13 protein-coding genes are annotated in these 20,045 nt (G+C 62.5%); 9 read left to right on the plus strand and 4 right to left on the minus strand.

What is annotated here, in order from left to right:
* Window positions 1-328: 328 nt before the first annotated feature.
* Both MNBBLIKP_RS07200 and MNBBLIKP_RS07205 read right to left on the minus strand, forming a co-directional pair.
* Window positions 329-952, minus strand: coding sequence for a carbonic anhydrase (locus MNBBLIKP_RS07200; protein WP_088308957.1), 624 nt, complete (start codon window positions 950-952; stop codon window positions 329-331).
* Complete coding sequence (locus tag MNBBLIKP_RS07205) at window positions 949-2,148, minus strand: NnrS family protein (protein ID WP_176399704.1); 1,200 nt, start codon at window positions 2,146-2,148, stop codon at window positions 949-951. Before MNBBLIKP_RS07205 ends, MNBBLIKP_RS07200 begins: the two co-directional genes overlap by 4 nt.
* A gap of 81 nt (window positions 2,149-2,229) precedes the next feature.
* Here MNBBLIKP_RS07205 and MNBBLIKP_RS07210 point away from each other — a divergent pair, with 81 nt between their 5' ends.
* The gene (locus tag MNBBLIKP_RS07210) at window positions 2,230-3,441 is read left to right on the plus strand and encodes an alginate export family protein (protein ID WP_088308960.1); all 1,212 of its coding nucleotides are present in this window, start codon (window positions 2,230-2,232) and stop codon (window positions 3,439-3,441) included.
* On the opposite strand, the gene MNBBLIKP_RS07215 is transcribed toward MNBBLIKP_RS07210, so the two are convergent.
* Window positions 3,438-4,139, minus strand: a complete 702-nt coding sequence (locus tag MNBBLIKP_RS07215) for a cyclic nucleotide-binding domain-containing protein (RefSeq protein WP_217896666.1) — start codon at window positions 4,137-4,139, stop codon at window positions 3,438-3,440. The genes MNBBLIKP_RS07210 and MNBBLIKP_RS07215 overlap by 4 nt on opposite strands.
* A gap of 204 nt (window positions 4,140-4,343) precedes the next feature.
* Between MNBBLIKP_RS07215 and MNBBLIKP_RS07220 the strand changes: the two genes are divergently transcribed.
* From MNBBLIKP_RS07220 to moaA, 7 genes are read left to right on the plus strand one after another with little or no spacing between them, the layout of a single operon-like run.
* Window positions 4,344-7,082, plus strand: a complete 2,739-nt coding sequence (locus tag MNBBLIKP_RS07220) for a nitrate/nitrite transporter (protein ID WP_088308962.1) — start codon at window positions 4,344-4,346, stop codon at window positions 7,080-7,082.
* On the plus strand, window positions 7,079-10,816 hold the full coding sequence (locus MNBBLIKP_RS07225; protein WP_088308964.1) for a nitrate reductase subunit alpha: 3,738 nt from the start codon (window positions 7,079-7,081) through the stop codon (window positions 10,814-10,816). The genes MNBBLIKP_RS07220 and MNBBLIKP_RS07225 overlap by 4 nt, the downstream gene beginning before the upstream one ends.
* A complete protein-coding gene (gene narH, locus MNBBLIKP_RS07230; RefSeq protein ID WP_088308966.1) occupies window positions 10,813-12,339 on the plus strand; it encodes a nitrate reductase subunit beta in 1,527 nt (508 codons plus the stop codon). The genes MNBBLIKP_RS07225 and narH overlap by 4 nt, the downstream gene beginning before the upstream one ends.
* On the plus strand, window positions 12,339-13,034 hold the full coding sequence (gene narJ, locus MNBBLIKP_RS07235) for a nitrate reductase molybdenum cofactor assembly chaperone (protein WP_088308968.1): 696 nt from the start codon (window positions 12,339-12,341) through the stop codon (window positions 13,032-13,034). Before narH ends, narJ begins: the two co-directional genes overlap by 1 nt.
* Complete coding sequence (gene narI, locus MNBBLIKP_RS07240) at window positions 13,027-13,722, plus strand: respiratory nitrate reductase subunit gamma (RefSeq protein ID WP_088308970.1); 696 nt, start codon at window positions 13,027-13,029, stop codon at window positions 13,720-13,722. The genes narJ and narI overlap by 8 nt, the downstream gene beginning before the upstream one ends.
* Window positions 13,719-14,498 (plus strand): peptidylprolyl isomerase, encoded by a 780-nt coding sequence (locus MNBBLIKP_RS07245; RefSeq protein ID WP_088308972.1) that lies wholly within the window; start codon window positions 13,719-13,721, stop codon window positions 14,496-14,498. The genes narI and MNBBLIKP_RS07245 overlap by 4 nt, the downstream gene beginning before the upstream one ends.
* Before the next feature lies 1 nt (window position 14,499).
* A complete protein-coding gene (gene moaA, locus MNBBLIKP_RS07250) occupies window positions 14,500-15,486 on the plus strand; it encodes a GTP 3',8-cyclase MoaA (protein ID WP_088308974.1) in 987 nt (328 codons plus the stop codon).
* A 322-nt stretch (window positions 15,487-15,808) separates the two neighbouring features.
* On the opposite strand, the gene MNBBLIKP_RS07255 is transcribed toward moaA, so the two are convergent.
* Entirely contained in the window at window positions 15,809-16,969 is a 1,161-nt protein-coding gene (locus MNBBLIKP_RS07255) for a CapA family protein (protein ID WP_088308975.1), read from the minus strand.
* Window positions 16,970-17,121: 152 nt separating this feature from the next.
* Between MNBBLIKP_RS07255 and MNBBLIKP_RS07260 the strand changes: the two genes are divergently transcribed.
* A complete protein-coding gene (locus tag MNBBLIKP_RS07260) occupies window positions 17,122-20,022 on the plus strand; it encodes a TonB-dependent receptor (protein WP_088308978.1) in 2,901 nt (966 codons plus the stop codon).
* Window positions 20,023-20,045: the final 23 nt, after the last annotated feature.

A 20,045-nucleotide genomic window follows, 5' to 3' on the forward strand; every position in this document is an offset into this window, starting at 1 on the left:
GCAGGCATGCAAAGCATGACAGCACGGTCCGCATGAGCGCGCGTTGCATGGCCTGGCCGGGTTCGGTCAGGGGCGTGGATTAGTCATGAATGGGGATGTGAACTTGGATGGAGGCTGCGACAGGTCGTCCGCCAATGAATGAGTTCGGCGTGACTGGTTTCGCTGCCAAGCCGCAGCTTGAAGGCGATCTTTGCTTTGCCGAAAGCGGTCGCCGGTTCACTGGTTCCACGCCGACTTGGCCAACCTCTGGTTGCCCTTTTGAACCGCCCGGAAATCTGGACATATTAGGGTAAGAATGCGGGGCGCAGAGGTGGCACGTGCGCTTGTATCAATCGAGAAACTCAACGCGCCCGGAATCGAGATGGTAGTAGGCTCCAACCACCAGGAGTGAGCCGGCGGTCTGCGGTTCAAGCAAGGCGGGAGAGGCCTCTTCCCGCAGTTCCCTGACAACCTTGCGCACGTTGCACAGGGCGGCGGCGTTGCAGAGGTCTTCCGCCCAGGGATCGGCTTCGAGCACGGCGGGAAGCAGCGATTGCAGCACTTTCGAGACGTTGCCGGTATAGGCCGCCTGCCCCCGGGCAACTGAAACGGCGGCCCGGATTGCACCGCAGGCTTCGTGCCCCATCACCACGATCAGCGGCACCTGCAACTGGGTGACGGCAAATTCCAGACTGCCCAGGGCAGTGGCGCACAAGGTGTTGCCTGCGTTACGGACAATGAACAGCTCGCCCAGCCCGCGTTCGAACAGAAGTTCTGGCGGAACCCGTGAATCCGAACAGCTGAGATAGGCCGCAAAGGGCTGCTGTGCTGCGGCCAGATGAAGCCGGTGGAGTCGGTCCATCGGCGGATTGTAGGGGGCGTCATCCAGGAACCTGCGGTTGCCTTCCTTGAGCAGTTCAAGGGCTTCTTCAGGCGTGATCGGATCGCGGGCGGTGGTCATTTGCTGGTTCATCCAGGGCGGCCGTCGATCCGGGGGCGGGAATAGACCAGCGCGTTGCGGACCAGCCATGGTGCCAGTCCGAACAGGAATGCCCCGGCCGCGAGCAGCAGGATCGCCGAATCTTCCGTCCGCAATGCCGCCCAGATCCGCATGACTGCCGCCAACTGGATCCCCGCGAAGGCTGCCCAGGCCAAGCCGAACATGGCAAGAGGGCGGCCCGAGTGGCCCTGGGTTACGCGGGTCACCATTGCAACCAGCATGCTTCCCGCAAAGCCGATCAGCAGAGCATGAAGCGGAGCTCGGCCCAGCGCGACGCCGCCCGCATCAAGGGCGGACAGCGCAAAACCCACCGGGGCCCACAGAAAGCCCCACAGCAGCGCATTCAGCAAGCCAGGCGCAGGGCCGCGTGGCCACCACTTGAAGGCCATCACGGAGGTCATTAGCGCCAGGCCGGTCGATCCGAGCGCCAGCATGGTGGCCTGAGCGAATCCCTCGCCCAGCAGGCGCAGACCCAGCATCGCCCAGATCGCGGCCAGCAACCAATCCGGTCGCCACGGCTGGTAATCCTTCACCGCCATTCGCGCGAAAAATGGCACCATGCGGTGCGCCACGGTCAGAAACACCGGCAACAGAAAGCCATTGATCGCGAGCAGGTTGGCCAAGCGCAGCAACCGTGGGTCAGTAGTTATGACAAAGCCGATCGCGCAAGGCAGTGCCAGAAGCCCCAGCACTTGCGCCACAATGGCCGAAGCCGCATGCCAGCAGGGAGGTTTGCCGTCCCGGCGATTGACCAGCAACAGCTGGGCAAGGAACAGCAGGCCAAGGCCCCAACCGCCGCCCAGTATCGCTAAGCCGCCCAGCAACAGCGGCGGCTGGGCTGACCACAGGCCGATTAGCGCGCAGGTCACTCCCAGCGCCAGAAGCACGCCAACCGGGGCATAGCGCTGCCAGGCAAGGTCGGGATAACCCATCCAGCGCGGAATCACCGTAAGCAGGAAGCCGAACACGAACGGGGTGAATCCCAGAAAAAGCATTGCCGGGCCGTGAAGCAAAGAGGCTGGCATGGCTGGTGCGATCGCCATGATCGATCCCGCATGGATCTGCACCAGTGCCGACAGCCACCAGGCTGCGGTCGAACCAAGGCCCAGGCTGCCGGTCAGGAAAGGCAGCCGGTGCGGTGAGGCCAGCAAGAGCGGGGGTTTGATCATAGTCGATCGCATAGCGCCTTGCGCTGCGATAATCTTGACTATTATCAATTACAGTTGAGAAATGATTGGCAAAATGGCCACATGAATCAAGCCAAACTCCTGCTCGCCTCCGCCCTTGTCAGCCTGGCCCCGGCCACCGCCGTCCAGGCGGAAACCAAGCAACAGCCGATCACGCCCTATGCCGATATCCGTTACCGGCTCGAAGTGGTTGACCAGACCGGCCTGCCCAACGATGCCACGGCATCGACGCTGCGGGTCCGCGCCGGGATCAAGACCGCCGAGTGGCATGGCTTTTCCGCGCTGGTCGAAGGCGAGGCGATCGCGGTGATCGGCGAGACCAGTTACAACGATACGGTCAACGGCAAGGTCGCTTATCCAGTGGTCGCCGATCCTTCGGATGTGCTGCTCAACCAGGCCTGGCTGCGCTGGCGGCCCGATCCGCGTTTCGAAGCGACAGTGGGTCGCCAGGCGGTCAACTATGACAATCAGCGCTGGATTGGTTCGGTCGGCTGGCGGCAGAACGACCAGACGCTTGATGCCGTGCGGTTGGCAACCAAGCCCTTTGGCGCGCTGACGCTGGATTACATGCACGCCTGGCGGGTCAACCGAGTGTTCGGCCCGGATTCGGCGCAAGGCATCTGGCGCGACAACCAGATCGACGCGCTGCGGCTCGGTTACACGATCAAGAACGTCGGCACGATCACGGGCTACGGCTACTGGCTGGATATTCCCTCCTCTCCGGCCAATAGTTCGCGGACCCTGGGCGTGCGGATCGCTGGCGAGCGTAAGGTGGGTGGAAGTTCCTCCATCCTCTACGCCGCCGAGTACGCTCGCCAGCAAGAGTTTGGAGCCAACCCGAACAGCTTTGGGCTGGATTACTGGCTGCTCGAACCGGGTGTGAAGTTCGGACCCGTGACCCTTAAGGGTGGCTACGAGCAGCTTGAAGGCAACGGCACTGTCGCGCTGCAAACCCCGCTCGCCACGCTGCACGCCTTCAACGGCTGGGCCGACAAGTTTCTGACCACGCCTGCCAATGGCCTGCGCGATATCTACCTCGATGCCGGCTACAAAGTACCGGGGAAGGGGCCGCTGGCCGGGCTGACGCTACGGGCGATGTGGCACGATTACAATTCGACGCGGTTGGGCATCAACTATGGCAGCGAATGGAATGCGCTGGTCAGCTATCCGGTGACCAAGCAGATCGGCCTGACCGCCAAGTTCGCGCGCTACAATGCCGATGCCTTTGCCACCGATACGACCAAGTTCTGGTTCCAGATCGAAGCGAAGTTCTAGTCGTCGTCCTTGACCGGGTCGGGGCGGGAAAACGCCTCGAGTGCGGCCTGATCGGTAAACCGCACCTGCGCACCGTCGACTTCGAGCCCATGCTGGCCCAGCACGGCGAAGGCACGTGAAAGGTTTTCAGGCGTCATTCCGAGCAGCGAGGCCAGCAGCCGCTTTTCGGCCTTGAGTTGGACCGCGCCGTTGCCGCCCTGGCGACGCTCCTGCTGGAGCAGCAGGTTGCCAAGCCGCTCTGCCGATTGTCGCAGCTTCATGTCGGTCAGCGCACGGACCATGTCGCGATAGGCCAGCGCCAGTTCGCGCATCGTCGCCTGCATCAGCGCACAGTCCTGTTTGACCACTTCGCGCACCAGCGCGGCCGGGACCAGCAGAATTCGCGAGGACGTGAGCGTGCGCGCCGACATCAAGTAGGGCATGTCGGTGACCACCGCTGCCAGAATGAAACTGGTCACCGGCTCCACGATCCGCATCGTCGTGTCACGCCCAGCGCTGGTCGCGTAAAGCTCGACCAGCCCATCGATCAGCACGTGCAGGAAATCGGGATGCTGGCCAAGCTCGAACAGGGTCAGCTGCGGCGGGAAAACTTGCAGGAACGAGCCCGAGAAGATCCGCTCGCGCTGCTCCTCCTGCATTTCGCGAAACAGCGGCAGGCGGGCAATTTCTGGTTTCTCTCCGGGACGCACGTTGGGCATGACTCCTTTGCTACACGCTCCGTCTAGCGTGCCACTTGATGTGTATCAATCGCTGACTTGATCTTTGTTGGGACCAATTGCCTTGTAGATCAGCCGTCAGACCAATTATCAGGCCAGGCCATACCGATTTGATCCTGATCAAGCATCCTGCCGTCAAGCAGTCCATCCCCGCGCCATGACATTGCAACAGGCGGGGACATAGCCATGCCACTTCAGCAGACCGTCAGCACCGGACAGCAAAACCGGGCGCTGGGACTCAGCACATTTGCCTTCACCATCTGTTTCGCGGTCTGGACGATCTTCGCGATCATCGGAATCCAGATCAAGCAGGACCTGGGGCTCAACGATACCCAGTTTGGCCTGCTCGTCGGCACGCCGATCCTGACCGGATCGCTGGTCAGGCTGATGCTGGGGGTCTGGACCGACCAGTACGGCGGACGGATTGTCTTCCCGCTAACCATGCTGGCTTCGGCACTTTCCACCTACCTGCTGACCTTTGCCGACAGCTACCTGTTGATGTTGGTCGCGGCGTTGGGACTGGGCATGGCCGGCGGCGGCTTCGCGGTCGGCATCGCCTATGTTTCCAAGTGGTACCCGCAGGAAAAGCAGGGCTCTGCGCTTGGTTTTTTCGGGATGGGCAATGTCGGTGCGGCGGTGACCAAGTTCGTCGCACCGTGGATCATGGTTGCAATGGGCTGGCAGGCGGTCGCGCTGATCTGGGCTTCGGTGCTGGCGCTGACCGCGGTGCTGTTCTTCGTCTTTGCCAAGGATGATCCCGATCTTGCCGCGCGCAAGCTCAGCGGGGAAAAGCCCAAGGGCCTGAAAGAGCAGCTTGAACCGCTCAAGAACGAACAGGTCTGGCGCTTCTCGCTCTACTACTTCTTCGTCTTCGGCGCTTTCGTCGCGCTAGCGCTGTGGCTGCCCAAGTTCCTGATCGGGGTCTACGGTGTGGATATCAAGGTCGCCGGGATGCTCGCGGCCACCTTCTCGCTGTCGGCTTCGCTGTTCCGCGCTTACGGTGGCGTGCTGTCCGACCGATATGGCGCGCGCAAGATCATGTACGCCACTTTCGGCGTCTCGCTGATCCTGCTGTTCATGCTGTCCTACCCGGCGACCGACTATGTCATCCACGGAATCAAGGGCGACATCCACTTCGCCACCTCGATGAGCCTGGTGCCCTTCGTGATCGCGGTGTTCGTGCTGGGCTTCTTCATGTCGCTGGGCAAGGCCGCGGTCTACAAGCACATTCCGGTCTATTACCCTGACCATGTCGGTTCGGTCGGCGGGTTGGTTGGACTGGTCGGCGGGCTGGGCGGCTTCGTGCTGCCGATCGTGTTTGGCGCAGTCAGCGACCTTACCGGCATCTGGACGAGCTGCTTCATGGTGCTGTTCGCGCTGGTCGCGGTGGCGCTGGCCTGGATGCATTTCGCGATCCGCCAGATGGAACAGAAAGCTTCGGGTGTCAATGCCCGCTCGCTGCCGCAGTTCCCCGAAATGGCTGGCATTCACGATGAAAAGCTGCACCACGAACATGAGGTCAAGGGCAAGCTGCTGACCGACTGGCGGCCTGAGGATTCGGCCTTCTGGGAGGAAACCGGCCAGAAGATCGCCAACCGCAACCTCTACATCTCGATCCCTGCACTGCTCCTGGCCTTCTCGGTCTGGATGGTCTGGTCGGTGGTCGTGGCGAAGCTCCCCCTTATCGGCTTCGACTATACCACTGACCAGCTGTTCTGGCTGGCCGCGCTGCCGGGCCTGTCGGGCGCAACTTTCCGGATCTTCTACAGCTTCATGGTGCCGATTTTTGGCGGGCGGCTGTGGACCACGCTCAGCACCGCATCGCTGCTGATCCCGGCTTTCGGGATCGGTTATGCGGTGCAAAACCCGGAAACGCCCTACTTCATCTTCCTGGTCCTGGCGCTGCTGTGCGGCTTCGGCGGCGGCAACTTCGCCTCCTCGATGTCGAATATCGGGTTCTTCTTCCCCAAGGCGCAAAAGGGCAACGCGCTGGCGCTCAACGCGGGCCTCGGCAACCTCGGCGTTTCGGTGATGCAGTTCGCGGTTCCGCTGCTGATTACTGCGGGCGTGTTCGGTGCGCTGGGCGGCGAAGCCCAGACGACCAAGGACGGCGGCCAGCTGTGGCTGCAGAACGCCGGCTTCATCTGGGTGCCGTTCATCATGGCCTCGACCGTGCTGGCCTGGTTCGGGATGAACGACATCGCCGATGCCAAGGCCAGCTTTGCCGAACAGTCGGTGATCTTCCAGCGCAAGCACAACTGGCTGATGTGCTGGCTTTACACCGGCACTTTCGGTTCGTTCATCGGCTTCTCGGCCGGGCTGCCCTTGCTCGCCAAGAGCCAGTTCCCGGACGTCAACGTGCTCAAGTACGTGTTCCTGGGCCCGCTGGTCGGTGCGATCAGCCGCGCAGCGACCGGCTGGCTGTCGGATCGCTGGGGCGGCGGCCGGGTGACTTTCTGGGTGTTCCTGGGGATGATGGTAGGCACGCTGAGTGTCGTCCACTTCCTCGATGCCAAGGACTTCACCGGCTTCCTCGCGAGCTTCGTGTTCATGTTCTTTGTCACCGGCGTCGGCAATGCCTCGACCTTCCAGATGATCCCTGTGATCATGCGCCAGGAAGTCCCGCGGCTTATGCCCGAGCTCGATAGCGCGCAGCGCACCCGCCAGGCGGAAAAAGAATCGGCGGCGATCGTCGGCTTCACCTCCGCGATCGCGGCCTACGGCGCCTTCTTCATCCCGCGCGCTTTCGGGATGTCGATCAGCGCCACCGGCACGCCGCATGTCGCGCTCTATGGCTTCCTGGTCTTCTACGCGAGCTGCGCCGCGCTGACCTGGTACGCCTACACCCGCAAGGGCGGGCTGCTGCACGACGTTGAACGCGGCATCGCCGCTCCCGCCTCCACTGCTCAAGGAGCCCCCGCATGAGCCACCTGCTCGACCGCCTGACCTTCTTCGCCCAGAAGAAGGAGACGTTCTCCGATGGCCACGGGGTAACCACCGCCGAGGCCCGCGACTGGGAGGACGGCTATCGCAAGCGCTGGCAGCACGACAAGATTGTGCGTTCGACCCACGGGGTGAACTGCACCGGATCGTGTTCGTGGAAGATCTACGTCAAGGGCGGGATCATCACCTGGGAAACCCAGCAGACTGACTACCCCCGGACTCGCCCGGAACTCCCCAACCACGAACCGCGCGGCTGCCCGCGCGGGGCGAGCTACAGCTGGTACATCTATTCGGCCCATCGGCTGAAATACCCGCTGATCCGCAAGCGGCTGGTCAAGCTGTGGCGCGAGGCGCGCAAAGCCATGCCGCCCGTCGCGGCCTGGGCCTCGATCCAGGCCGATCCGGCCAAGCGCAAGAGCTATACCGCGATCCGCGGCCATGGCGGCTTCGTGCGCTCGACCTGGGACGAAGTGAACGAGATAATCGCTGCGGCCAATGCCTATACAGCGAAGAAATGGGGTCCTGACCGGGTAATCGGGTTTTCGCCGATCCCGGCGATGTCGATGGTCTCCTATGCGGCGGGTTCACGCTATCTCTCGCTGCTCGGCGGGACCTGCATGTCGTTCTACGATTGGTACTGCGACTTGCCGCCGTCGAGCCCGATGACCTGGGGCGAACAGACCGACGTTCCCGAAAGCGCCGATTGGTACAATTCGGGCTTCCTGATGATGTGGGGATCAAACGTTCCCCAGACCCGCACCCCCGACGCGCACTTCATGACTGAGGCCCGTTATCGCGGGGCCAAGGTCGCAGTAGTCAGCCCCGACTATGCCGAGGCGACCAAGTTCGCCGACCTGTGGCTCAACCCCAAAGCCGGCACCGATGCGGCGCTGGCCATGGCGATGGGCCACGTGATCCTGCGCGAGTTCCACCTCGACCGGCAAGTGCCCTATTTCGAGGACTATTGCCGCAAATATTCCGACATGCCGATGCTGGTCCGGCTGGTTGAACAGGACGGCAAGCTGGTCCCCGAACGCCTGCTGCGCGCCAGCGATTTCAAGGGCGAACTGGGCGAAAAGAACAACCCCGAATGGAAATGCGTCGCCATCGACGAGGCCAGCGACGATGTGGTCGCTCCCTCGGGCACGGCGGGCTTCCGATGGGGCGAAAAGGGCAAATGGAACCTTGAGGAAAAGGACGGCCAGGGCCGCGAAGTAAAGCTGCGGATGACCGCGATCCTCGACAAGGACCACGACGAGGTGGTCGAGGTCGCCTTCCCCTATTTCGGCAACCGCGAGCACGACCACTTCCAGGGCACCGACCATCCCGATGTGCTGCTCAAGCGCGTTCCGGTGCGCGAGCTGGAGCTCAAGGAAGGGCGCGCATTCGTCACCACGGTGTTTGACCTGCTGTGCGCCAACTACGGCCTCGATCGGGGTCTGGGCGGCGAACATGTCGCGCGTGATTTTGGGGACAGCTCGCCCTATACTCCGGCCTGGGCTGAGAAGATCACCGGCGTTCCCGCCGATACGATCGTCACCGTGGCGCGCGAATTTGCCGCTAATGCCGAGGCCACCAACGGAAAATCGATGGTGATACTGGGGGCGGGGCTCAACCACTGGTATCACATGGACATGAATTACCGGGGGATCATCAACCTCCTGGTGATGTGCGGCTGCGTGGGTCAGTCGGGTGGGGGCTGGGCGCACTATGTCGGCCAGGAAAAGCTGCGCCCGCAGACCGGCTGGCTGCCGCTGGCCTTCGGTCTCGATTGGAGCCGTCCGCCGCGGCAGATGAACTCCACCAGTTTCTTCTACGCCCACACCGACCAGTGGCGTTACGAAACGCTGGGGGTGAGCGAAATCCTCTCGCCCACCGCGCCCAAGGGCGATTGGGATGCCAGTCTGATCGACTACAACGCCCGGGCCGAACGAATGGGCTGGCTGCCTTCCGCGCCGCAGCTCAAAACCAATCCGCTCGAGGTTGGCAAGGCCGCCAAGGCTTCAGGCATGGAGCCCAAGGACTATGTCGCCCAGGCGCTCAAGGCCGGCGACCTGGAGATGTCGTGCTTCGATCCCGATGACGAGGCCAACTGGCCGCGCAACATGTTCGTCTGGCGTTCCAACCTGCTCGGCTCGTCGGGCAAGGGCCACGAATATTTTCTCAAGCATCTGCTCGGCACAGCGCACGGGGTTCAGGGCAAGGACCTGGGCGAGATGGGCCATCAAAAGCCCAAGGAAGTGAAATGGCACGAGGAAGCCCCCAAGGGTAAGCTCGACCTGCTGGTCACGCTCGACTTCCGGATGTCGACCACCTGCGTCTATTCCGACATCGTCCTGCCCACTGCCAGCTGGTATGAAAAGGACGACCTCAACACTTCCGACATGCACCCCTTCATTCACCCGCTGTCGGCCGCGATTGACCCGGTGTGGGAATCGAAGAGCGATTGGGAGATATACAAGGGGATCGCCAAGACCTTCTCCGAAGTTGCGCCCGAAGTGCTGGGTGTGGAGCAGGATCTGGTGCTGGTACCGATCCAGCACGACAGTCCGAACGAGATCGCCCAGCCTTTCGAGGTGTCCGATTGGGGCCAGGAAGATCTGCTACCGATCCCCGGCAAGACCATGGCCAATGTCGCGCTGGTCGAGCGTGACTATCCGAACCTCTACAAGCGCTTCACCGCGCTGGGCCCGTTGATGGACAAGCTGGGTAACGGCGGCAAGGGCATGTCGTGGCAAACGGCGCACGAAGTGGAAGGCCTGCGCAAGCTCAACGGCACGGTGACCGAAGAAGGCCCCACCAAGGGCATGGCGAAAATCGAAACCGCGATCGATGCCTGCGAAGTGCTGCTGATGCTGGCCCCTGAAACCAACGGCGAGGTTGCGGTCAAGGCATGGGAATCACTCTCGACCTTTACCGGGCGCGAGCATGCCCATCTGGCGCTGCCCAAGGAAGACGAAAAGATCCGTTTCCGCGATGTCCAGGCCCAGCCGCGCAAGATCATTTCCTCGCCGATCTGGTCGGGGCTGGAAAGCGAGCACGTCTGCTACAACGCGGGCTACACCAACGTCCACGAACTGATCCCCTGGCGGACCCTGACCGGGCGGCAGCAGCTCTATCAGGACCACAAATGGATGCGCGCCTTTGGCGAGGCGCTTTGCGTCTATCGCCCGCCGATTGATACCAAGGCATGTCTGCCGATGCTGCAAGCGGCCGAAGGCCAGCCGCACGTGGTGCTCAACTTCATCACTCCGCACCAGAAGTGGGGAATCCACTCCACTTACACCGACAACCAGCTGATGCTGACCCTGTCGCGCGGCGGGCCGATCGTCTGGATGAGCGAGGTGGACGCCGCCAAGGCAGGCCTGATCGACAATGATTGGGTTGAAACCTTCAACGCCAACGGCGCGCTGGTCGCCCGGGTGGTGGTCTCGCAGCGGATGAAAGAGGGCACGCTGTTCATGTACCATGCCCAGGAAAAGCACGTGAACGTGCCGGGTTCGGTGCTGACCGGCCAACGCGGGGGGATCCACAATTCGGTGACCCGCGCGATCCTAAAGCCCACCCACATGATCGGCGGCTACGTCCAGCAGGCCTACGGTTTCAACTACTATGGCACCGTCGGATCGAACCGCGACGAATTCGTGATCGTCCGCAAACTCAGCAAGGTTGACTGGCTTGAAGGCGAGCTGGCCGAAGGGGAGCACGCAGCATGAAGGTCCGCGCACAAATCGGCAAAGTGCTGAATCTCGACAAGTGCATCGGCTGCCATACCTGCTCGGTGACTTGCAAGAACGTCTGGACCAGCCGCGAAGGGATGGAATACGCCTGGTTCAACAATGTCGAAAGCAAGCCCGGCGTCGGCTATCCCAAGGATTGGGAGAACCAGAAGCGCTGGAACGGCGGGTGGGAGCGCACTGCGGCGGGCTCGATCCGGCCGAAGATGGGCGGCAAGTGGCGGCTGCTGGCGAAGATTTTCGCCAATCCCGACCTGCCCGAAATCGACGACTATTACGAACCCTTCACTTTCGACTACGGCCACCTGCAGAGCGCACCTGAAAGCAAGGCCTTCCCCACCGCGCGTCCGCGCAGCCTGATCACCGGCGAGCGGATGGAGAAGATCGAGGGCGGCCCCAACTGGGAGGAAATCCTGGGCGGCGAATTTTCCAAGCGGTCGCAGGATTACAACTTCGAAGGCGTCCAAAAAGAGATCTACGGCGAGTTTGAAAACACCTTCATGATGTATCTGCCGCGGCTGTGCGAGCACTGCCTCAACCCCACTTGCGTCGCGGCCTGCCCTTCGGGCTCGATCTACAAGCGCGAGGAAGACGGGATCGTTCTGATCGATCAGGAAAAGTGCCGCGGCTGGCGGATGTGCATCTCGGGCTGCCCCTACAAGAAGATCTACTTCAACTGGAAGAGCGGCAAGAGCGAGAAGTGCATCTTCTGCTATCCCCGGATCGAGGCGGGCGAGCCGACCGTGTGCAGCGAGACCTGTGTCGGGCGGATCCGCTATCTGGGCGTGATGCTCTATGACGCGGACCGGATCGAAGCGGCTGCCAGCACGGAACACGTCGAGGACCTTTATCAGGAACAGCTCGATATCTTCCTCGACCCCAACGATCCGGCGGTGATCGAGCAAGCCCGCAAGGACGGCGTGCCCGAGGGCTGGTTGGAAGCCGCGCGGCATTCGCCGGTGTGGAAGATGGCGATGGAATGGAAAGTCGCTTTCCCGCTCCACCCCGAATACCGCACCCTGCCGATGGTCTGGTACGTGCCGCCGCTATCGCCGATCAACAATGCGGCCAGCGCCGGCAAGATTTCGGCCCGCAACGGCATGCCTGATGTTCGCAGCTTGCGGATCCCGGTCAAGTACCTCGCCAACCTGCTCACCGCTGGCAAGGAGGCACCGGTAGTCGAGGCGCTTGAGCGGATGTTGGCGATGCGCGCCTACATGCGCGGCAAGACCGTGGACGGCGTCATCAGCGAGGAGATCGCCCGCGAGGTTGGCCTGACCGGCCAGCAGATCGAGGACATGTACCACGTGATGGCGATCGCCAATTACGAGGACCGCTTCGTCATCCCCAGCGGCCACCGCGAAGTTGCCGACGACATGTACGAAGAGCGCGGTGGCTGCGGCTTCTCGCTTGGTAATGGCTGCTCGGGCGGCACCAGCGGCGCCAACCTGTTTGGCGCTCCGGCTCGGAAGAAACTCCAGACCCCTTCGGAGGTATTCTGATGAACACGACCCTGCGTGTCCTCTCCGCGCTGCTGCGCTATCCGGACGAGGCGGTCCAGCAAGCCGCGCCGGTATTTTCGGCACTGCTGGTCGAGGACGGCCTGCTGACACCCGATCAGCGCGCGGCGCTGGCCCCGCTGATCGAGCGACTGGCCCATGATGACCTGCTCGATAGCCAGGAAGCCTATGTCGCGCTGTTCGACCGGGGCCGGGCGTTATCGCTCCATCTGTTCGAACATGTCCACGGAGAAAGCCGTGACCGCGGCCAGGCGATGGTCGACCTGCGTGATCGTTACGAAGCGCAGGGGCTGGAAATCGAGGCCAAGGAACTGCCCGACTACCTGCCGCTGTTCCTAGAGTATCTCTCGGTTCTGCCGCCTGCGCAGGCGGCCGAGGAACTGGCCCAACCGGGGGTAATCATCTCCGCGCTGGCGCAGCGGCTCGAGGAAAAGGACACACCCTATGCCGCGCCGATGCGGATCCTGGCCGATCTGGCGGGGGCTGGAGGCGAAGAGTTCGTGATCGCCCCGGCGGACGATCCCGATGATCTCGCCGCGCTCGACGCAGCCTGGGAGGAAGAGCAGGTCCGCTTCGACAGTCCTGCCGCCCCTGGCAGCGCCGAATGCCCGCAAGTCAGCGCGTTGGTCGAGCGCATTCTCAATCCCGAACCTGTCAGGAGCCCCACCCATGGCTGATTTCCTCCACCACCTGGTTTTCGGGATCTATCCCTACATCGCGCTGGCCGTGCTCGCGGTGGGATCGGTGATCCGTTATGACCGCGAACCCTATTCCTGGCGCGCGGGTTCCAGCCAGCTCTTGCGCCGCAAGCAGTTGATGATCGGTTCGGTGCTGTTCCATGTCGGGGTGTTGGTGATCTTTCTCGGGCACGTCGGCGGGCTGCTGACCCCGATCGCGATCTGGGATGCACTGGGCGTGCCGCATGGGGCAAAGCAATTGCTGGCGATGGTCGCGGGCGGCGTTGCGGGTGTGATTGCGATCATCGGCGCGACGCTCTTGATTCACCGCCGCTTCTTCGACGCAAGAGTGCGGGCCTCTTCCAGCTTCAGCGACAACCTGGTGATCTTGCTGCTGTGGGTCCAGCTTGCGCTCGGTCTGGCAACGATCCCGGTCTCGGCCCAGCACCTTGACGGGCACGAAATGGTCAAGTTCATGGAATGGGCGCAAGGCATATTCACCTTCCGCGCCGGGGCATCGGACCTGATCCGCGATGTCGCGCCGGTGTTCAAACTGCACCTGTTCCTGGGGCTGACGATCCTGCTGATCTTCCCCTTCACCCGGCTGGTCCACATGATCTCGGCGCCTGTCCGCTATGTCTGGCGCTCGGGCTATCAGGTCGTGCGTTCGCGGAGGCTGGCGTCATGAACCCCGATCCCGTGATCGTCGGCGGGCGCGAGATCCCCGTGGGCGACATCGCCGCCGAGGCGCAGAACCATCCCGCCCCCAGCGCCGAAGCGGCCTGGGAAGCAGCCGCCGAAGCGCTGGCGATCCGCCAATTGCTGGTCGACGAAGCCGAGCGGCTGGAGCTTGAGCCTGGCGAGATCTGCGATGAAGCCGCTCAACCCCTGACCCGCGAAGACGCACTGATCGACGCGCTGCTGGCGCGCGAGATCAAGACGCCCAAAGCCGACGAGGAAACCTGCCGCCGGTTCTTCGAGCACCATACGGAGCGTTTCACCACTCCGCTGCTGGTTGAGGCCGCGCATATCCTGATCGAAGCCGATCCTGCGGATGACTTCGCAATGGGGCTCGCCACCGGCGATGCCCGCACGCTGATCCGCGCACTGGAAGCCGATCCCTCGCGGTTCGAAGAACTGGCCCGAGCCCGCTCGGCCTGTCCTTCGCGCGAACAGGGGGGGAATCTTGGCCAGGTCCAGGCCGGGCAGATGGTCAAGCCGTTCGAGGAAGCGTTGTTCGCGTTGCCGTCCGAAACGCTTTGCCCCAATCCCGTGCGCAGCCGCTTCGGTGTCCATGTGATCCGTTCGGGCCACCGGATCGAGGCCAAACCCTTGCCCTTCGAGGCAGTGCGGGCGCTGATTGCCGAATATCTTGAGGAAGCCAGCTACCGCCGCGCCGTGGCGCAATACATCGCAATCCTGGCCGAGCAGGCCGGGGTCAGCGGCGTGGAGTTGGCGGCCTAGGATGCAGCAGAGCCTTGAGGATGGCCAGGGCAGACGCTTCGAGTATCTGCGGCTATCGCTGACCGATGTCTGCAATTTCCGCTGTTCCTATTGCTTGCCCGATGGCTATCGCAAGCCGGCCGATGCGCCAGCAAACCTGTCGGTCGATGAGATCCGCCGCCTTGTGACCGCTTTTGCCACGCTGGGCCTGTGGAAGGTTCGGCTAACCGGCGGAGAGCCCAGCCTGCGCCGCGAACTGATCGATATTGCCGCCGCCGTTTCGCGGGTTCCGGGCATCCGCCGCCTGGCCATGACCACCAACGGCTACCGCCTGGCAGAACGCGCTGAGGACTATGCCGCCGCCGGGATCAATGCACTCAACGTCAGTGTCGATTCTCTGGATCCTGCCCGCTTCGCCGCGATCACCGGGCACGACCGGCTGAGCGAAGTGCTGGACGGCATCGCCGCCGCACGCGCGGCGGGGATCGGCACGGTCAAGCTCAACAGCGTGCTGATGAGCGGGATCAACGATCACGAACTGGAGGGCTTCATTGCCTTCGTGCAGCGGCACGATCTATCGCTGCGGTTCATCGAAGTAATGCGCACCAATGACAACACCGCCTTTTTCGAGCGGCACCACCTGGCCGGGGCCGAGATTGCCGACAGGCTCGATGCCATGGGCTGGCAACGCCTCGCGCGGGAGCAAGGGGCAGGGCCGGCGGTGGTCTATGCCCAGCCGGGCCGCCCGGGACAGATCGGTATCATCGCGCCCTATTCCAAGGATTTTTGCGCCTCCTGCAATCGCCTGCGGGTCTCCGCGCAAGGCAAGCTGCACCTCTGCCTGTTTGGTGATTATGGAATCGACCTCAGGCCTCTGCTGCAAGCCGATGACCAGCAAGACGAACTGATTTCCCGGATCGCCGCGCTGACCGCCACCAAGACGCCCGGCCACCGGCTGCGTCAGGGCAATAGCGGGGCAACCCCGCATCTCGCGTCGATCGGCGGATGATCCTTGGCTGAAATTGATCAAGTCAGGCTGCCCATGTAAACATGGACTAATGGCAACTGTCGCTAACAATGCCGTCATTCGGATCGCCAAGTAGCGCCGTCGAAAACGGCCATTGGTTCATCGCAGTCGCGGCGCGATTGAATAAGCAGGGTTTGGGACTTACCTGCCACTCATCAGCAATGTGCCGAACGGCAAGGTTATGCCAACAGCTGACATTCGGCGATCACCAAGGCGACCTACGGGAAAAGGCAAAAACTGGGCCGTTAGCCGTCAGTCCGCATTGGGGACTCTTTCGTGATAAAAGACCTTCAACAATCTGAACCTATTGTGGGCGCAGTTCGATTGTCGAATGAAGAACGCGCTTGCCGGACATCGACGCTGGCCGAAAGCTCACGGAATTTCCAAGAGCCGCGCTAAGGGCGGTGATGCGATCTATGATCGTCGGCGCTTGCCCGACGTCGGCGAGCGTGGGGGTGCCGCGCACCAACGAACCATCATGGATCACGCCCTTTCCATCGAGCTGGACGGGGATAATTTGGGTTCGCATGACCGATCCACGGTCGATTTCGAGCTGCGCGATGATCGACTGCCACGCTTCGGGTCCATAGGCGTCATCGGGCTTCTTCGACTGAAAGATGAAAGAGCTGAGCCCGTGGAACAGCGGTGCATCGCGATAATATTCGATCCCTTGCAGCTCGGGCACGCCGTGCGCAGCGAACGTTAAAGCCCCCGCGTCGATCGCGCGACGCGCGAGATCGCGCTGCCATTCCGGAGTGTCTGATTTCTTCGGCTCCCAATAATGGCTGTGCAGATAAGCGATTACGATCGCCCCCGTCGATGCCGCAAGACGGATGGCCGCCAGATAGCGCTCGACGTCAAAGGCATCGAGCGTGCCGTCGGCGCGGCGCCGCAGTTCATTGACCCCCGGCCGGGTCGCCGTCGCCGCGGCGCCGTCGCGGATCGCACCGGCGGCCGCGGCGACAAGCGCCACCGTCTTTCGTCCCTTCAAATAGCCCGGCGCGCTGGCCGATGCCAGGTCTGACCCCGATCCGGCAAAGGCCAGCCGACGCCCTTTCAACGCATCGATCGTCGATAAAATTCCGCCCGCGTCGAGATCCCAGGCGTGATTGTTCGATGTCGCGACAAGATTCACGCCAATCGCCTGCAGGCATTCGATGACCTCGGGCGCGCCAATATGCAGCACCTCGCTGTTCGCGGGCCGGGTCGATTGTCCGGACAGTGGTCCGGCGATCACCGTCTCCAGATCGGTAAAGACGGCGTCGCTGCTTTTGAGCAGGCGCCGGAAATCGCCCATGGCTGGCCAGCCGATCGCGCGAAGGTCGGTCTTGATTAGCGCCTGCCCGAGCAGGCTGATACGCAGCGGCGCCGACTGCGCCGCCGCAGGCAGCGGAAAGAAGGCGATCGACACGCTTGCCGCGATCAGATGCCGGCGCGTTGGCAAGAGCAACGTATCGAAACCCATATTTCGCCTCCTTGCCCCACTCATACAAAGAGTGCACATTCACTGGCAACGCCATGCACTTTCGTTATGATAACATCACGGAGTCTCATAATATTTTTTCGCGCCGCATTTCGCTCTAAGCTGGTCGGTATATCACAAATTGGGGTTTATCGATGACCAGTGCAATCGTTCAGGGATACCGGCAACGCCGCCTCGCAAAATTCGCGGCCGCAGCAAGCATCAGCCTGGCTGCGCTGGCGTGGCCGACAATGGCGCAGGCGCAGGACGCCGAAGACGTCGCCGCCGAAACCGAAGCGGATAGCGCGGGCGACATCATCGTCACCGGGTCGCGGATCAGCCGCAAGGACGCCGACTCGGTCGGGGTGCTGCTGACGATCACCTCGGACGATATTGCCCGGTCGGGGACATCGTCGATCGGCGACCTGCTCCAGAAAATTCCGTCGGCGGGCGTCAGTCTCAATTCAAACGGGACGCAGGGCACGTCCTATGGCGCGAGCTCGATCAACCTACGCTATCTGGGCGGGGCCGAAGGCAGCGGCAACCGCGTACTCGTCCTCGTCGACGGGCATCGCTGGGTCGATGGCGTCGGCCAGCGAGGCTTTCGCGATTTTGTCGATCTGAATACGCTGCCGCAGGGCATGATCGACGGCATCGAGGTGCTGAAGGACGGCGCATCGGCAATCTATGGTGCCGACGCGATTGCGGGCGTTGTCAATATCAAGACGGTCCAGCCGTTTGACGGGCTGCGCGGGTCGGTTCGCGCCGGTGTCACCAGCCGCGGCGACGGGGCCGAACTCGGCGGCATGCTGACGGTCGGCAAGACATGGGACCGCGCATCGGTCATCCTGTCGGGGAGCTATTTCAAGTCGCGTCCGATCCGCACCGATGCGCGCGACCTGACCACGCTGACGCTGGTGCCGCAAACCGCGGTCGGCACCAATCCCAACGGCCTGTTCATTCTGCCGGGGCTCGCCAACAATGGCTATTTCGGCACCCCGGCGGGCTTTGCGAGCAGCGCCAACCCGCTCATCCTGAACAATGGCGCCGCAATCGGCGTAGGCAACCTAGCCGACAACGCGTTCCACGTCGGGGCACTGCCGGGCGATGCCTATAACACCCAGGCGCAGGGCATCTATTCGACCGGCCCGTCGGAGCGTTACGGCATCTATGGGCGGTTCGACTATGAACTGACCGAGGATGCGACGATCAAGGTCGAAGGCGTTTATAACCGGCGCAAGTCGAACCAGCTGTTCTCGCCGGTGCTGCTCGACGTCGGCGGCAGCGCCGGAACGGTGCGCGGCTTTGCAATTCCGAACAACCAGGCGTTCAACCCGTTCGGCACCGCCAATGGTGTCCCAACCGGTAATGCAATCGGCTTTGCCGCCAACAGCGCGTGGCGCATCCGCAAGGTGATGAGCGATGTCGGCAACCGCAACAACGCGCAGGATGTCGAAACCTTCCGCGTTTCGGTCGGCGTCGATGGCACCTTTCAGATCATGGGCGGCGAATGGCGCTGGGATGTCTTCGGTTCCTATTCGAAGAACAGCATCCATACGATCGCCGAGAATGGCATCAATTACGACAATCTCTTTCTCGGCCTGGGATCGCCCGCGACCTGCACCGCCAATGCCGGCTGCGTGCCGATCAATCTGTTCGCGCCGATGACCGCGCAGCAGGCGGCCTATATTCGGTTCACCACGCGCGAATATAACCGCACCGAGCTTTACAATGCCGCTTTCAACGTCACCGGCAACCTGTTCGATTTGCCGGCCGGGCCGGTGGCGCTCGCCGTGGGTTATGAATATCGCCAGAATCGCGGTTTTGATGCCCCCGATCCGATCGTCAATGCGCCGCCGATTTACCTGAACGCGTCGCTTTACACAAAGACGACGGGACAGACACGCACGGCGACGGCGGGCAGCTATGACCTTCATGAAGCTTATGGCGAACTCAACGTCCCGATTTTCAAGGACCAGCCGTTTGCCCAAAGCCTCGATGTCAGCCTTGCGGCGCGCTATTCGGACTATTCGACGGTCGGGAGCAAGCCGACGCTGAAGGCAGGCATCGGCTACCGTCCGATCGAGGATATATTGTTCCGCGGCACCTATTCGCAGGGCTTCCGCGCCCCGTCGATCCTTGAGCTGTATCAGGGTGCGCGCCAGACGAGCTTTCAGGGTACCGACCCCTGCAACGGCGGTGCCGCGGCGAACCCGGGCCGGCCGGGCTGTGCCGGGGTTCCGACTGGTTATAATCAAGCCAATTTCAACCTGAACGGACTGATCCCGGGGGTCATCAGCGGCAATGCCGGGCTGAAGCCCGAAACCGCCGATACCTTTAGCGCCGGGGTCGCAATCTCGCCACGCGGCGTGCGCGGGCTGTCGCTGACCGTCGATTATTACAATATCAAGATCAAGAACGCGATCGCATCGCAGACGCCGACCCAGATCATGCAGCTGTGCGCGTTGCGCGGCGGTGTGTTCTGCGATCTGGTGAACCGCGACGCGGGAACGGGCGCCATCCTCGAGCTGCTCCAGGGCGCGCAAAATCTGAACGCGATCGAGACAGACGGCGTCGATGCAACCCTGCGTTACGACTTCAATACCGCCTTCGGTCGGTTCACAACGATGGTCGATGCATCCTACCTCAATTCGTTCAAGACGGTGTCGCCCAACCCGGGCGGCGGCGACCCCATCGTCGACGAACGCGCTGGCAAGGGCGATCAGCCGCGTTCGACCTATCCGCGCTGGAAGGGGCAGGCATCGCTCGGCTGGATCGGCGACACGGTCGATATGACGCTGCGCGCGCGCTACATTGGCCCAACCACCGACGTCGTCAATGCAGTCAAGGACGCGCGGACCCGATCGATCATCTACACCGACGCCGAAATCGGCTTCAGCATCAACGACGACGCGGCGCGGTTCAACCTGGGCATCAACAATCTGTTCGACAAGCAGCCGCCCGCTTCTTACGCCAACGCACCGATCAACTATGACATCTATACCTATGATGCGCGCGGCCGGTTCTTCTACGCCCGCTTCTCGGTGAAGATGTAAGCAAGGCATCCGCGCAATGCCGG

It is taken from the genome of Novosphingobium sp. B 225, assembly GCF_002198665.1.
GTDB lineage: Bacteria > Pseudomonadota > Alphaproteobacteria > Sphingomonadales > Sphingomonadaceae > Novosphingobium.

Excerpts from the sequence above, each read along its gene's own strand:
- MNBBLIKP_RS07200 (WP_088308957.1), bottom strand. The coding sequence starts at position 952 with ATGAACCAGCAAATGACCACCGCCCGCGATCCGATCACGCCTGAAGAA.
- MNBBLIKP_RS07205 (WP_176399704.1), bottom strand. The coding sequence starts at position 2,148 with ATGATCAAACCCCCGCTCTTGCTGGCCTCACCGCACCGGCTGCCTTTC.
- MNBBLIKP_RS07210 (WP_088308960.1), top strand. The coding sequence starts at position 2,230 with ATGAATCAAGCCAAACTCCTGCTCGCCTCCGCCCTTGTCAGCCTGGCC.
- MNBBLIKP_RS07215 (WP_217896666.1), bottom strand. The coding sequence starts at position 4,139 with ATGCCCAACGTGCGTCCCGGAGAGAAACCAGAAATTGCCCGCCTGCCG.
- MNBBLIKP_RS07220 (WP_088308962.1), top strand. The coding sequence starts at position 4,344 with ATGCCACTTCAGCAGACCGTCAGCACCGGACAGCAAAACCGGGCGCTG.
- MNBBLIKP_RS07225 (WP_088308964.1), top strand. The coding sequence starts at position 7,079 with ATGAGCCACCTGCTCGACCGCCTGACCTTCTTCGCCCAGAAGAAGGAG.
- narH (WP_088308966.1), top strand. The coding sequence starts at position 10,813 with ATGAAGGTCCGCGCACAAATCGGCAAAGTGCTGAATCTCGACAAGTGC.
- narJ (WP_088308968.1), top strand. The coding sequence starts at position 12,339 with ATGAACACGACCCTGCGTGTCCTCTCCGCGCTGCTGCGCTATCCGGAC.
- narI (WP_088308970.1), top strand. The coding sequence starts at position 13,027 with ATGGCTGATTTCCTCCACCACCTGGTTTTCGGGATCTATCCCTACATC.
- MNBBLIKP_RS07245 (WP_088308972.1), top strand. The coding sequence starts at position 13,719 with ATGAACCCCGATCCCGTGATCGTCGGCGGGCGCGAGATCCCCGTGGGC.
- moaA (WP_088308974.1), top strand. The coding sequence starts at position 14,500 with ATGCAGCAGAGCCTTGAGGATGGCCAGGGCAGACGCTTCGAGTATCTG.
- MNBBLIKP_RS07255 (WP_088308975.1), bottom strand. The coding sequence starts at position 16,969 with ATGGGTTTCGATACGTTGCTCTTGCCAACGCGCCGGCATCTGATCGCG.
- MNBBLIKP_RS07260 (WP_088308978.1), top strand. The coding sequence starts at position 17,122 with ATGACCAGTGCAATCGTTCAGGGATACCGGCAACGCCGCCTCGCAAAA.